We start from the raw sequence: 13,813 nt of genomic DNA, 5'->3' as shown, positions 1-13,813 counted from the left end.
GGTGCTAGGTAGCTGTGCGCTTAGTGATCGTGCCCGCACATATCGTGGCTACGGCGCTGGCGTTTGATCGCAAGCGGCATGCCGTCGCTGCGCATGGCGCTGCTCTGCATTACTCTCTTTTGTTGCAGTTTTTGCGTAGTTTGCACCTTGCTGGCGTCATATACGATGGCGCCGCTGAATAAGGTGTACAACACCTGAACCTTGTCGATTTGCGCGGCCGCGGTGCTGCTCAAATCACTATCGAGCACTACCAGATCGGCCAATTTACCTACTTCTATGGAGCCGGTACTGGCGTCTTGTTTCAGGGCTTTGGCGGCGTTAATGGTGTAGGCCGCTAACATGGTATGCAGATCGCTGCTTTCTTCTATATGCAGTATTTCGCCGAAATGGGGCGAGTCACTTTGCGCGTTTCGACGGGTGATCGCGATTTGTGTAGAGGCCAGCGGTGTGTTCGGCATCGGGTCACCCGGAATCGCGTCTACTGGCCAGTCACTGCCGCCTATCAAGGTGGCGCCCGCAGCTTTCAGACTAGCGGCCGGGTACATATAACGATGGGTTTCTGGACGGATGAACGGGGCAACGGCGTCCATCGTGTATTCGTCAGGTTCAGCCCAAAATAGCTGCATGTTGGCGGCTACGCCGAGTTTGGCAAAGCGCGGAAAATCCACAGGATCGACGATTTGCAGATGCGAAATTTGATGACGGTTGTCGCTTACACCGTTTTTATCGCGGGCATACTGGAAAGAATCGAGCACTGTATGAGTGGTGAAATCGCCGATGGAGTGCACGTTGATACTAAAGCCCTCTTTATCGAGTCTGGCCACATAGCGATTCAAGACGTTAGGTTCAAAATAGCGGCCACCGAAATTCTCGGTGGGCTGACCATTCGCATCCAGAAAGGGCAGCATCATGGCCGAGGTTTGGGTAGGATATTCGATTACACCATCCGAAAAAATTTTGACGCCATCAGCGCGTATCAAAGGATGTCCGGCAAAATGGGCACGGATGGTGAGCAGGCGTTGATATTCGGCTTCAGTATCGATGATTTCCGATTTTAAATTCACGCGTACCCGCATATTGAGCTGATTGGTTTTTTCCAGTGCTTCATACACTTCCATCACTTGCGGGCTGGCCCAGGCATCCTGTATAGAGGTAATGCCTTTAGAGCGCACCAGATCGAGTGCTTGCTGGGTCAGCGTGAGTTTCTCGCGCAATGACAGTTCCGGAATAATCGCCATCACCAATCCTTGTGCCGCATCTTTTAAAAATCCTGTGGCTAGTCCCTGACTGTCGCGCTCTATCTGGCCACCGCTAGGGTCGGGTGTGTTGGCATCGATATGGGCCAAGGCCAGTGCCTTAGTATTGACCCAGGAGGTATGGCCATCGATACCGGCCAACAGCACCGGACGGCTAGTGCTGATACGGTCGAGATCGGTGGCGCTGGCGGAAAAATTAGCCGGATTGACGTTGACGATTTGTATCCATTTGTCGGCAGCCGGATTGACTTCCTTGGGCAGGCAATCTTGCAGCGCATAGCTAATGATATCGGCGACCGATAAAGCTGCCCCATCGACGCTACATTGCGCTAGACGCTCGGCACCGCTGACTGGATGTATGTGAGAATCAATAAATCCAGGCAATAGGGTCTTGCCATTTAAATCGATGACCTGGGTATTTGGGCCTATATAGCGAGCAATTTCTTGATCGGTCCCGACCGCAACGATGCGGTTGCCGTTGACCGCCACGGCCTGTGCCGTGCTGTTGTTGGCATCCATCGTCATGACCTTGCCGCCTCTCAATACGATGGCCGCCGGTTTGATGATGGCCGCGCCATCGCCACCAGACATACATCCAACTAGACCCAATACCAGAATACTGGCACCCGCAAATATTTTCCAAAGCATAGTCTCATCACTTTCTAATCGTCTTATTTTTAAAATGCCAGTAATTACTGGAGTTTTAATTATGCGATCGTAAATATAGCGGTGTCAAGCGCGGCCTTGGACGTTGTATCATTATGGTTTTTTGCTATGATCGAAGATAATCCCCTGTTCTATCGTGAGCCTAGGCAGGCTCGCTCGCGTCAGATGGTAGAGCGCCTGCTCAATGCTACCCTGGTGTTGCTGGAACGTACTGGAATCGCCGAGCTCTCTACCAACCATATTGCGCAAGAAGCGGGGGTAGATATCGCTTCGCTATACCGTTATTTCGGTAGCAAGGAGGCGATACTTTGCGTGCTTACGAATAATTGGATCGCCAAGGTGCAGGCGGTCTATGCACGGTATGCCGATTTGAATAATCTGGATTTGCCGTTCGTGGCGCTGCTGCGCCAGGTAAATGCAGAGTTGAGTGCGATACCCGATACCGAATGGGGCTACCGCTTACTGGCCAGTTTGATGGAGTCACTGCCGTGTTTGCGCGAGCTGGAAAAAGCGCATGAGCTCGTCACTGCCCGATTTTGGACGCAGGTGTTTCGTCATTACGGTGCACGCTGGGACGATGAAAAATTACTGACTTTTGCACGCATGTTTTACGTCGAGGTCGATACCGCCTTGTCGCTGGCGGGACGCTTGCCGCCGCAGCAAGCACGCCATGTATTACGCTGGCAACGCAGCCAGGCGATACACCTGCTACGTCTATGCTTGCCGAAAAAAAAGCACTCATGAGCCCGCATCACTAGTTCTTTGTGTGCGCTAAATTCTGCTATTTTTTCTTACGGTGCTAGTGTATTTTTATTAGTAGTGTCTGGTTCAATAGTGAATGATGAATTTGCGATAGCGTTGCTAGTGGATCGATGCGACAAATTTTCTTAATGCCGCGTTCATTAGTTCAAGTTGCACCTTCATTTCCGAGAAAATAATTTCGACACGTTCAAAGTTTCCATTTCTAGCCTTCAGCTCCAATTCTTTCGCCAGGTTTTCTATTGGGGTGGCCATGAAATTACTCACCAATCCCTTCATGGTATGCGCGCTTCTGTGTAAGAGTGTTTGATCCCTTTGGGCAATTGCATCGGCGATTTCTTGCACTTGCTTCTCACATCCCGCTAAAAATAGAGGCGAGATGATGAGTAAAACATCGCGGTCGCCTCTAAGCAAGGCCGCCTCGTAATCGAAGTCAGGTGCCGCATCGCTGAGGTCAGTGGCCCGCCGTTTGGGGCTAACACTGGGGCGGGGCGTGCTGTCATTTTGTGTCAATTGGCTGGCATACGACAACAAGAGGTCGTGCAAGACTTGGGTCTGAATTGGTTTAGACAGATAGTGATCCATACCCGCATCCAGACAGCGTTGCTGGTCGCCATTCATGGCATTGGCCGTCATGGCAATGATGGGGATGTGGCTGCTGCCGTTTTCGATTTGACGTATCAGCTGAGTAGCTTCGATGCCGCCCATTTCTGGCATCTGCATATCCATCAATATGAGGTCGTAGGGTTTTTGCATAAAGTGTTGTATCGCCAGCTTGCCAGTCTCGGCGACGACCACACTGTGACCCCATTTCTTGAGCAATGCGAGCACTAGTTTTTGGTTAATCAGATTATCTTCTGCCAGCAAAATGCGTAGCTGCTTATTTGAACTGTCGTGCTTGGCTAGGCTCAAATCTGCATCGTGCGCCGTCTCGCTGGACTGACTAGACAGCGCGATCTGAGTGGCAGGCTCAATCGTGAGATCCTCATTGCTGGCCTCATTCGCGATGCCGAAAATACCGGTAAAATAAAAAGTACTTCCTTTACCTAGTTCGCTTTGCACCCTCAGTTGTCCCTGCATGCTCTCGACTAGGCGGGTGCAGATCGAGAGGCCCAGTCCGGTTCCACCGTATTTTCTAGTGGTCGAGGCATCTGCCTGGCTAAATGGCTCAAAGATGGCGGCTTGCTTTTCTTTGGCGATTCCTATGCCGGTGTCGGTGACTGAGAAAAACACTTCGACCAGTGAGCCCATCTGATGTGCCAGACGCAGTTCTAAAGTGATATTGCCGTGCTCGCTAAATTTAATCGCATTCGCAATCAGGTTGGTGATGACTTGCCTGACCCGTCCAGGATCGCCCTGCAAAGTTTTCGGCAATCGGGGATCGATCTTGCAGACTAATGCCAGGCCTTTTTGATCTGCCCTCAAAGCCATTGCCTTGAGGCTAGTGGTAATTAATTCCGCCAAGGGGAATTCAATTTTTTCTAAAACTAGTTTGCCCGACTCTATCTTGGAAAAATCCAAAATATCGTTAATGATACTAAGTAGGGCATGTGAGGAGGATTTCACCATCTCCAGATAGTCGCGCTGCTCACTACTGAGTTGTGTATCGAGCGCCAATTCTGTCATGCCGATAATGCCGTTCATCGGTGTTCTGATTTCATGGCTCATGGTCGCCAAAAAATCACTCTTTATTTTGCTGGCCGATTCTGCGCCTTCTTTCGCACGTATCAATGCAGTTTCAAAGACTTTGCGTTCGGTGATGTCGCGGCATGAACCATAAATACTGCCATCTGGTAGCAGCGCGACATTCATTTCGACCGGGACCTGACCCTGAGCTTTTGTCAGTAGATGAATTTCTCTACGTATCAATTTATCGCGTCTGAGTTTGTCGCCAAAGCGCTGCTTCGAAATCTCACGATATTCTAGCGGCAGCAAATCGTAGATCGTGCTGCCGATTAATTCATCACGGCTAAAGCCGAGCATGCTCAGTGCCAGATCATTGACATAGATCCAGCGTTCATTTTTATCCGCGACAAACACGGCATCGGCCGCGTTATCTAACAGCATGCGTTGTTTGGTTTCGCTCTGGCGCAAAGCGGCGTCGGCCGCATGTCTGGCAGTGACGTCTTGAAATGCAGCTACCGAGCCGACGATATTGCCGTTCTCGAAAATCGGTGAGGCCACGATAGAGACCGGAAAAACGCGCCCGGATTGGTCCTTAAAATATTCATTTTCAGAGCGGAATACCTGCCCAGTGTTAATGCAATTACTGATCCTGCAATCGGCCAGCGCCACATGCCTACCTTCTACATCTATCGCGTGTATCACATCATGCAATTGTCGCCCGTATAGCTGCGCTAGACTCCAGCCCAGTATTTTTTGCGCTTCGGCATTCACGAAGTTGCATTTGCCTTCAGCATCGAGCGTGTACACGCCTTCGCCCAAGGTATTCATGACGTTTTCCAACAGCGATTTACTGGCTTCGATTTCTTCTTTCAGCAAACGCTGATCGGTAATGTCGGTGCGTATAGAGATGTATTGGTAAGGTTTTTTTTGTACGTCAAGAAACGGCACTATTGTGGCATTGGTCCAATACAAAGATTGATCTTTGGCGCGGTTTCTGATCTCGCCGTGCCAAACCTCGCCAGCGCTGATAGTGCGCCACAAATGCGCAAAAAAATTCTGACTGTGTAAGCCTGAGTTGACTATCCTATGATTCTCGCCCAACAGTTCTTCGCGCGGATATTGGCTGATTTGGCAGAACTGCTCATTGGCGTAAATAATATTGCCGGCAGCGTCGGTAATGCTGACGATGGCATGCTGGTCGAGTGCAAATTGTTGATTCTTGATGGCTGCCAGCGCCTCTTGCAGTTCAGCGCGGGTACTGAGTAGTTCTGTCACCAAGCCGGCCAGTACATGACTTAGTTCTTCCAGACTGTCTTCATCGGCTAAATGCTTACCCAATTGCGACAGTACATCGTTGGTGGCACGCCTGAGTGTGCTGAGCACTTGCTGACGGGTTTCCGCCTCTTGTCTCAGAGTTTGATTGGCCAGACTTAATTCATCCGAGCTTAGCTCTAGGCTGAGTTTGCCTAAAGCCAGATCGCGGTCGGCCTGAGTATATGCCTCATCGACTTGCGATAAATACTGGCGCATGCCTTTGAGTGCGGTCTTGGCTTGTGCACTTAAATTTGCGGACTGATCCAATCCTTCGAACTCGGCCAATAAAGCGGCCAATTGTTCTTCACCCTGGATGCCGAGTAAGCGCTTGTATTGGCGCAAAGACAGCTTGTGTGTCATTACATGGTCTCGGCCAGATAGGTAATCGTCATGGTTTGGTTATGCAGGCTACAGGCTTCTAGTTGATAGCCAGGGCAGATCTCACCGTTAGAATAAAAGCCGCATAAGACCGTGTTTTCGCCCAAAATTTCTTGCACTGCTTCTACTTCTTCGTCTACCCGTCCTCCCATCACGAGTTTGCGCCCTACGCAGCTGACCAATAATCCCAGCGCCTGACCTTGGCAGTCTGGAGCCGCAGCAATACTGGCCTTGGCAGCGGTTTCTGCACCGTCGACCAGATCATTGGTATGCGCATGCATCAGTCGCAAATAGCCATCTGGATTAATCACGCCTGCTAAGACCAAACTGCCATCCTCTTCATTCACCCCCAAGATGGTGCGGATCTGCCCCAATGATTCGCGCGCGTCGCTGAGCATTTCAAAAGGAAACAGCAGGCCGGAGCCAGGCAAATCTTTGGCGTATTCGCCCAAATATTTTTTATACACATCCAGTGCAGGTGCGCCATCGAGTTCATACAAAATATTGCCTACGCAGCGCGTTACTTTGCGGGTCGGTCCAAAGGCTTTCCAGCCACCAAAACTGCCGTGAGAGAATATCAGCTTCTCGCCCTCGAAGCCGATCGCCACTACTTCAGAACTTGATACCCCGGCGTTGGATAAAGTATAGGTTTTTACGAAAGCACCATCGTCGCCCGCTAAGCCACCGGTCACCGGCATGGCATCGCCCAATTCGCTGGCCATGCCCGCGATTAAACCACTGCCGTTAATGTTGACGCCCTGTCCTAATACCAAGACCGCTTTTAGCTCAGGCGCCAGCAGTTTTTTGGCTAAATCAGCACCCGCATCAAAAGACTTTTCCATGCTTGCTAACGCTGCCGTGGCAACTTTAAAAGCGACAGCCTCAAAGTGCAGGGCAGTCACTACGGTAGAGTGATTGACGACGCCAGCCGGCGTTATTTCTCCTGCGGTGGTGCAACCCACTCTTTGTGCGTTCGGAAAGTGCGCTGTCAGGCTGGCGTTGAGGGCGGGATCGGCAAAGTGTGCGGTGTAGCCAAATACCAGGATGAGCTGAGGCTCGATGGCCACCAAGCTGGATAATTTGTCTAAATCGGCGGGCAGATTCTGCAAAACTACTTGGGCGATTTTCATGATTTATCCTAAACGAGTTGGGTTACGGAGGTGAAATTTAGTAGCAGGTCTTCATACGATAAAAATCAACGCAAAGAAAATCAATACAAACCATAACTTTGATCTTGCTCATTTTCTTCCTGGTAGCGCGCTTTGATTTCTAAAATCTGCGGCCAGTCGGCCACGAAGGCCGCCACACATTGCGGATCAAAGTGGCTGCCGGCGCCTTCGTGTAACAGCGCCAGAGCCTTATCGATGTCCCAGGCGGTTTTGTAGGGGCGCTCAGAGGTCAGAGCGTCAAACACATCGGCTACTGCGACGATTCTGGCGAACAAGGGAATTTCTTCACCGACCAAGCCGTGTGGGTAACCGCTGCCATCAAATTTCTCATGGTGCGATAAGGCGATTTCGGCCCCCACCTGTAGCATCTCGGATTGGCTTTCCGCCAAAATTTGATAGCCCAGCATCGCATGTTTTTTCATGATGGCAAATTCTTCTATCGATAATTTGCCCGGCTTAAGAAGTATGTGATCGGGGATGCCGACTTTGCCTATGTCGTGCATAGGTGCCGCTTCGAGTATCAATTGCTGTTGCGCGGCCGACAGGCCGAGTTGTTCGGCGATCACTCGGGAATAATTCGCCATGCGGACAATGTGCGCGCCGGTTTCCGGGTCGCGTGAGTCGGCTGCCTTAGAGAGTCTGAGCACGGTCTCTTGCTCGCGTTTGCGGATTTCGGCGGTGGCTTTCCTGACTTCGACGTCTAACCAGGCCGCGCGGTCTTCCAAATAGCGCTGGTTTCTGCGCAGTGCCAACATATTTTTGGTGCGCGCCAGAAATTCTATTTTATCGATGGGCTTGATCAGGAAATCGTTGGCACCGGCTTCCAGCGCCTGATAGCGCAACTCGACTTCATCATTGGCGGTAATCATCAGTACCGGAATATCCTGACAGCCGTAAATACAGCGAAAACGCCGGATAAATTCGACGCCATCGATCACCGGCATCATAAAATCGACCATCACCAGATCCGGGATATGCTCTTCACACCAGGCCAGCGCAGACTCTGGATCGAGGAAACTGACAGGCCTGCAGTCCTCAATTTTCCCCAGCAGATGGCATTGCAGCGCCACATTCATGGGCGCATCGTCGATTACCAAGATGTTCATTTCCATAACACCGTCCCCTGAGATTTTTTTGCGATGTGAGCATCACATTTTTCTTCTAGTATATTTTAATGTCGGCGGGTTGAGTACAGCTTTTGACGCCAGACGTAAAAGAAATGTTTCTTCGTAGGAATTCCGTAATTTTTAGTTCGGCTCGCTTTTCACGCAAATCAGCCGCAGAGCTAACTTGGCGTATCTGTAAGAATGAGCTTGCAAATGGATCTTGCGCTAGCTAGTCGGATTGCCAGGTAAATTTGAAAGCATGACCGGCCCAGCGCGCATATGGCATGCGCCGGTTGGCGGCATCTGCCCGCCAAGCCGCATGGGGTCTGCGTGAGCGTGCAGGCGGCTTATTTTAGAGCCCCTTGCTGCTGTTGATTACAGCGTGACGGCTTGTTGCTCGCCCTTGCGTTCTATCAGTTCAATTTTGTAGTTATCGGGATCTTCCACGAAGGCGATTACGGTATTGCCGCCTTTGACTGGGCCGGCTTCGCGTGTGACTTTGCCGCCTTTGGCTTTGACCGCTGCGCAGGCCAGCGCAGCGTCTTGCACGGCGATGGCGATATGGCCGTAGGCGCTGCCCAAGTCATAGCTGTCTACACCGTAGTTATAAGTCAGCTCTAGCTCGGTATGCTCGGGATTGCTGCCGTAGCCGAGGAAGGCGAGGGTGTATTTATATTCTGGATTGTCGGACTGGCGCAATAGTTTCATGCCCAGCACTTCGGTATAAAAATCTATGGAGCGCTGCAAATTGCCTACGCGCAGCATGGTGTGAAGTATTCGCATAAATGCTCTCTATGAAATATACTCTGTAGGAGTATGGGTGGTAATGATTAAATTGCGCACGTGTTTATTGCGCAAACCAGTGATGCATATGGATACTCCCCTAAAATGCAGGAAAATCGGTGGCTGCGTGTTGCCGTAAATGATGTCTGGCCAGTTCAAAATTAGGAAACACCGACTGCACATGCAGCCAGAAGCGCGCGCTATGGTTCATCTCTAGCCGGTGCGATAGTTCGTGCGCGATCACGTAATCGATCAACTCCGGCGCAAAGTGGATCAGACGCCAGTTTAGACGAATTTTTCCTTGCGAGGTGCAGGAGCCCCAGCGTGTGCTGGCGCTGGAGAGTGACATAGAGTGATAACTGACCCCGAGTTTTTCTGCATACACCGGCATACGGGCGGCGAATAGTTGCCTTGCTTCTTGCTGCAACCAGGCTTTAACTCTGTCTTTAATCGCCAGCTCTAAGGCCTCGCCAGTGAGCGTCAGCGCGCTCGCTTGTGCTAGCGTCAGCAGCAGTTCTTGTTGCGCCTGATCGTGGCGGATATTGCTGTGGCCGGCGTGGAATAGTCTGAGCGTCAGTGGTTTGCCCAGATACAAAAAGCTGGCACCATCTTGCCAGCGCATCGCGGTTTTTTCGCGCTGTGCCAGACGTTCATGGCGCTCGCTGAGCTTATTCAGTATCCAACGTTGTTTTTCCTGGATCGCCAGTTCTATGTCGGCGATCGTGACCCAGCGCGGGGCGGTGACGCGCAAGCCATGGTGATTGATCAGGAAGCCTATGCTGCGCCGTTTCGAGCGCAGCAGACTGTATTCCAATAGCTGATCTTTCAACTGAATCTGGCGCTGATTGGTGGCGCCCACTTTGGGTGGCGCTAGCGGTTTAGTCTTGCCGATTTTAGGTGCAACAGGCGGCGCGCTCACTTCCGGAGCGGATCTCTCGGTGCCGAAGAGATCATTGAAAAAATCTAGTTGCAAGGCTCTTTGCAGCACTTGTCCCAGGGTTGATTTCATCGGCTACTGTCTTTGATTATGCTGTACATGCGGCTAGATATTGGGGCGCTAGCGATTATCCCAAGTAGCCAAACATCGCCAGTGAGGCGACGCTTAGCATAGACCCCAAAATAATCGCTCTCATTTTTGGATTTTTTGTGGCAAATAAGGCGACGTTCAGGAAGATGATCGTCAATGACAGGTATTTTGCTCCCACGGTTATTTTTCCACCTAGTTTACTTCTTAGGTTGCTCAGCCTGATACACCTGCGGTGAAATCACGCGCATTTCGGCTTCGATCCAGTCTTCTACTTTTTGCATCAGCTCGGGTGCTGTCAAACCTTCGGGTGAAATCGGCTTACCTACCGAAACTGTCACTAAGCCAGGGCGCTTGAGAAAAGAATTCTTAGGCCAGCATTCACCCGAATTCAGCGCAATCGGAATGACCGGGGTATTAGTTTCTACCGCCAGGCGGGTGCCGCCGCCTTTGTAATGGCCTTTTTGTCCGACTGGGATACGCGTGCCTTCCGGGAACATGATGACCCACTGACCATCGGCCAGACGGATACGGCCTTGCACTACCACTTGTGCAAACGCATCCTTGCCCTTGCTACGATCAATCGGGATCATGCGCATCAAGGCAATCGCCCAACCGAAGAAGGGGATGTAGGTGATCGATTTTTTAAACACAAACACCAGTGGGCGTGGTGTCGCCATCAGCAAGAAGATGGTTTCCCAGGCCGATTGATGTTTGGATAAAACGATCACTGGGCCATCCGGGAAATTTTCAAAACCCTTGGTCTGATAACGTATCCCGCAAATCACTTTTGCTGCCCAGATCATGAACACGTTCCAGCGTGCCGTGGCGTAATAGCGCTGGTTATACGGAAGCGGGGCGAACAAAATGCAGATCGGAGCCCAGATCACCGTGACGATGATCATGACCGATAAGAACAGAAAAGAGCGAATAAAAAGTGTGAACTTGAGCATCGTTTGTCTAATTTAAAATTGTTATTTTTATGGCTGGCTATTTTGCTTGCCGTTTTTCCTTACTCACTGATTCAATCGGCAGATCCCGTGTTGAGCTGGCTAGTGAGTAGTGCCTCGACCATGGCCGCCAGATCCGGATAAATTTGGGTGCCGGGCGGCAGCCCGCCCTTGTCCAAAGTCTGTTGACCTTTGCCAGTTAATACCAGGTGCGGTATGCAGCCGAGCATAAACCCTGCCTGTAGATCGCGTAAAGAATCGCCGACACTATGCACGCCTTTTAGATTTACTGCATAGCGCCGCGCGATTTCTTGAAACATGCCCGGCTTGGGTTTGCGGCAATCGCAACTATCATCGGCAATATGCGGGCAGAAAAAAACCGCATCGATGCTGGCACCGACCTGCTGCGCCGCTGCATGCATTTTTTGATGAATGATATTGAGTGTGGCCATATCAAATAATTTGCGCGCCACCCCGGATTGATTAGTCGCCACCACCACCGTGTAACCGGCTTGATTCAAGCGCGCGATCGCCTGCATAGAGCCGGGCAGAGCATGCCATTCGTCAGCTGACTTAATGAAGGCATCCGAATCTTGATTGATCACGCCATCGCGGTCGAGGATGATGAGTTTCATACTAGGCCTTGTGCTTTATGCCGCCAGTTTAGAAATATCGGCGACCTGATTGAGCATGCCATGCAATTCGGCCAGCAAGGCTAAGCGATTATTCCTCAACGCCAAATCGTCGGCATTCACCATCACATCATTGAAGAAACTATCGACTTCGCTGCGTAAGGCCGCCAGAGTCTTGAGCGCGCCAGTAAAATCACCCTGGCTAAATGCCGCATCGACTAGCGGCTTCACATCGGCCATGGCCTTTTGCAAAGCCTGTTCTGCGGCCTCTTGCAGTAGTGTGAGATCGACGCTGCCCGGTGTGCCTTCGGCTTTTTTCAGGATATTGGTGATGCGTTTGTTGGCCGCGGCCAAAGAGGCAGATTCTGGCAAGGTGGCGAAGGCCTGAACCGCTTGCAGGCGCTCGACGATGTTGCCTAGATTGTCTGGGTTTTGCGCAACCACTGCTTCGACTTCACTTTGCGAAAAACCTTTATCACGCAATTGCCCGCGCAATCGGTCGTAGCAGAAGTTCAGCACATCGGCAGATGGATCTTTGAAATTGGCGTTACCAGCAAACACGCTGACTGCATCTGCCAATAAATGGCTCAGTGACAGTGGCAAACGTTTTTCTACCAGCATACGCAAGACGCCTAAAGCATGGCGGCGCAGTGCGAAAGGATCTTTGTCGCCAGTTGGCTGCAAGCCTATGCCCCAGATGCCAAGCAGAGTTTCTAATTTATCCGCCAATGCCACGGCGGTGCCGGTGGCGCTAGCGGGCAAATTGTCGCCAGCGAAGCGCGGCTGATAATGTTCGGAAGCTGCCGCTGCCACTTCGGCGTGCTCGCCATCGTGCTGCGCGTAATAGGTGCCCATGATGCCTTGCAGCTCAGGGAACTCACCCACCATATCGGTCAGCAAATCGGCCTTGGCCAGCATTGCACCACGTTCTGCCAGTGCCACATCGTAGCCCAGTGTCTGTGCGATTTTTCCGGCTAGACTGGTGACGCGCTGCATGCGCTCGGCTTGATTGCCCAGCTTGTTGTGGTACACCACATTGGCCAGCATTGGCAGGCGGGCGGCCAGGGTTTTTTTCTTGTCTTGTTCGAAGAAAAATTTGGCATCAGCCAGGCGTGGACGTACCACGCGCTCATTGCCTTGAATGATGTGTTCTGGCGTCGTTGTTTCCAGGTTAGAGACGATTAAAAAGCGCGAACGCAGTTTGCCATCGGCGTCCGTTAATGCAAAATATTTCTGGTTGGTCTGCATCGTCAATATCAGACATTCTTGCGGTACCGCCAAAAACTCTGCTTCGAAATTGCATTCATACACCACCGGCCATTCGACCAGCGCCGTCACTTCATCTAGTAGGGCCTCTGGCATCAGCACCAGATCTGTGCCAGCCTTGGCCAGTAGCGCGCTGCGAATTTTTTCCTTGCGCTCGCCAACATTGGCAATCACCTTGCCTTGATTCGCCAGTGCGGCAGCGTAGTCGTCGGCGTGCGCAATGCTGATTCCACCAGCGGACAAGAAACGATGTCCTTGCGTCAGTCTATCCGCACTCAGACCTAACAGGTTTAGTGGCACTATGGCGTCGCCATGCAAGGCGATGATGCTGTGTACCGGGCGCACAAAATGCACGGTGTCGCCATTCGGGCGCTGATAACTCATCACTTTAGGAATAGGCAATTTGGCGATACTGTCTTCCAGCGCACTTTGCAAACTTGCGGCCAAGGCCGTGCCTGCTGCCGTGTGATTGTAGAAAAAACTCTCGGCCTTGCCATCGACGGCGCGCTCCAGATCGCTGATTTGCAAATTCGGGAAGCCCATCGCTGCTAATTTTTTAGACAGCGGAGCGCTGGCGTTGCCCGCGGCATCGAGCGCCACGGCGACCGGCAAGACTTTTTCGCGCAATAATTTATCAGGGGAGGTGGCACGCACTGCGCTGATGCTGACCGCCAGCCGGCGCGGTGAGGCGTAGCCAGTCACGATGGAGTCCGCCTCCAAAAAGTCGCGCGACTTCAGGCCGTTATAGATGCCGGCGGCAAATGCTTCGCCCAGTTTGGCCAGTGCCTTGGGTGGCAATTCTTCAGTAAATAATTCGACTAATAATGTTGGGTTCATGTTTCTTTATTCCGGGAGAGTTCGTCGCTGTTGCGCTAGGTTCAGGT

At 51.6% G+C, this 13,813-nt stretch carries 11 protein-coding genes; 1 reads left to right on the top strand and 10 read right to left on the bottom strand.

Annotation, left to right across the window (positions count from 1 at the left end; translation table 11 throughout):
- Positions 1 to 20 precede the first annotated feature (20 nt).
- Entirely contained in the window at positions 21 to 1,904 is a 1,884-nt protein-coding gene (locus EJN92_RS04425; protein WP_126126705.1) for an amidohydrolase, read from the bottom strand.
- 126 nt (positions 1,905 to 2,030) lie between these two features.
- Here EJN92_RS04425 and EJN92_RS04420 point away from each other — a divergent pair, with 126 nt between their 5' ends.
- Positions 2,031 to 2,666, top strand: coding sequence for a TetR/AcrR family transcriptional regulator (locus EJN92_RS04420; protein ID WP_126126704.1), 636 nt, complete (start codon positions 2,031 to 2,033; stop codon positions 2,664 to 2,666).
- A 117-nt stretch (positions 2,667 to 2,783) separates the two neighbouring features.
- On the opposite strand, the gene EJN92_RS04415 is transcribed toward EJN92_RS04420, so the two are convergent.
- The 9 genes from EJN92_RS04415 to glyS all read right to left on the bottom strand — a co-directional run bounded on the left by EJN92_RS04415 (position 2,784) and on the right by glyS (position 13,766).
- Positions 2,784 to 5,981, bottom strand: a complete 3,198-nt coding sequence (locus EJN92_RS04415) for a PAS domain S-box protein (RefSeq protein WP_126126703.1) — start codon at positions 5,979 to 5,981, stop codon at positions 2,784 to 2,786.
- Complete coding sequence (locus EJN92_RS04410) at positions 5,981 to 7,129, bottom strand: FIST signal transduction protein (RefSeq protein WP_126126702.1); 1,149 nt, start codon at positions 7,127 to 7,129, stop codon at positions 5,981 to 5,983. Before EJN92_RS04410 ends, EJN92_RS04415 begins: the two co-directional genes overlap by 1 nt.
- 80 nt (positions 7,130 to 7,209) lie before the next feature.
- Positions 7,210 to 8,280, bottom strand: coding sequence for an HD domain-containing phosphohydrolase (locus tag EJN92_RS04405; RefSeq protein WP_322348675.1), 1,071 nt, complete (start codon positions 8,278 to 8,280; stop codon positions 7,210 to 7,212).
- Between the two features lie 369 nt (positions 8,281 to 8,649).
- Positions 8,650 to 9,057, bottom strand: a complete 408-nt coding sequence (gloA, locus tag EJN92_RS04400; protein ID WP_126126701.1) for a lactoylglutathione lyase — start codon at positions 9,055 to 9,057, stop codon at positions 8,650 to 8,652.
- 100 nt (positions 9,058 to 9,157) lie between these two features.
- Complete coding sequence (locus EJN92_RS04395; protein WP_126126700.1) at positions 9,158 to 10,066, bottom strand: M48 family metallopeptidase; 909 nt, start codon at positions 10,064 to 10,066, stop codon at positions 9,158 to 9,160.
- Positions 10,067 to 10,121: 55 nt separating this feature from the next.
- Positions 10,122 to 10,262 carry a hypothetical protein gene (locus EJN92_RS21780; RefSeq protein ID WP_227869705.1) on the bottom strand — a complete coding sequence of 47 codons (141 nt, stop codon included), beginning with the start codon at positions 10,260 to 10,262 and terminating at the stop codon, positions 10,122 to 10,124.
- Between the two features lie 19 nt (positions 10,263 to 10,281).
- Positions 10,282 to 11,034 (bottom strand): lysophospholipid acyltransferase family protein, encoded by a 753-nt coding sequence (locus EJN92_RS04390; protein WP_126126699.1) that lies wholly within the window; start codon positions 11,032 to 11,034, stop codon positions 10,282 to 10,284.
- Between the two features lie 71 nt (positions 11,035 to 11,105).
- Positions 11,106 to 11,666, bottom strand: coding sequence for a D-glycero-beta-D-manno-heptose 1,7-bisphosphate 7-phosphatase (gene gmhB / locus EJN92_RS04385; protein WP_126126698.1), 561 nt, complete (start codon positions 11,664 to 11,666; stop codon positions 11,106 to 11,108).
- A 15-nt stretch (positions 11,667 to 11,681) separates the two neighbouring features.
- The gene (gene glyS / locus EJN92_RS04380; RefSeq protein WP_126126697.1) at positions 11,682 to 13,766 is read right to left on the bottom strand and encodes a glycine--tRNA ligase subunit beta; all 2,085 of its coding nucleotides are present in this window, start codon (positions 13,764 to 13,766) and stop codon (positions 11,682 to 11,684) included.
- Positions 13,767 to 13,813: the final 47 nt, after the last annotated feature.

It is taken from the genome of Undibacterium parvum, from assembly GCF_003955735.1.
Lineage (GTDB): Bacteria > Pseudomonadota > Gammaproteobacteria > Burkholderiales > Burkholderiaceae_D > Undibacterium > Undibacterium parvum.
Note: the sequence above shows the minus strand (reverse complement) of the source record. Positions and strands in the feature narration are given on the sequence as shown.

What these genes read in the sequence shown, in the direction of transcription:
- EJN92_RS04390 (WP_126126699.1), bottom strand. Translation starts at nt 11,034, where the DNA reads ATGCTCAAGTTCACACTTTTTATTCGCTCTTTTCTGTTCTTATCGGTC.
- EJN92_RS04395 (WP_126126700.1), bottom strand. Translation starts at nt 10,066, where the DNA reads ATGAAATCAACCCTGGGACAAGTGCTGCAAAGAGCCTTGCAACTAGAT.
- EJN92_RS04405 (WP_322348675.1), bottom strand. Translation starts at nt 8,280, where the DNA reads ATGGAAATGAACATCTTGGTAATCGACGATGCGCCCATGAATGTGGCG.
- glyS (WP_126126697.1), bottom strand. Translation starts at nt 13,766, where the DNA reads ATGAACCCAACATTATTAGTCGAATTATTTACTGAAGAATTGCCACCC.
- gloA (WP_126126701.1), bottom strand. Translation starts at nt 9,057, where the DNA reads ATGCGAATACTTCACACCATGCTGCGCGTAGGCAATTTGCAGCGCTCC.
- EJN92_RS04425 (WP_126126705.1), bottom strand. Translation starts at nt 1,904, where the DNA reads ATGCTTTGGAAAATATTTGCGGGTGCCAGTATTCTGGTATTGGGTCTA.
- EJN92_RS04415 (WP_126126703.1), bottom strand. Translation starts at nt 5,981, where the DNA reads ATGACACACAAGCTGTCTTTGCGCCAATACAAGCGCTTACTCGGCATC.
- gmhB (WP_126126698.1), bottom strand. Translation starts at nt 11,666, where the DNA reads ATGAAACTCATCATCCTCGACCGCGATGGCGTGATCAATCAAGATTCG.
- EJN92_RS04410 (WP_126126702.1), bottom strand. Translation starts at nt 7,129, where the DNA reads ATGAAAATCGCCCAAGTAGTTTTGCAGAATCTGCCCGCCGATTTAGAC.
- EJN92_RS04420 (WP_126126704.1), top strand. Translation starts at nt 2,031, where the DNA reads ATGATCGAAGATAATCCCCTGTTCTATCGTGAGCCTAGGCAGGCTCGC.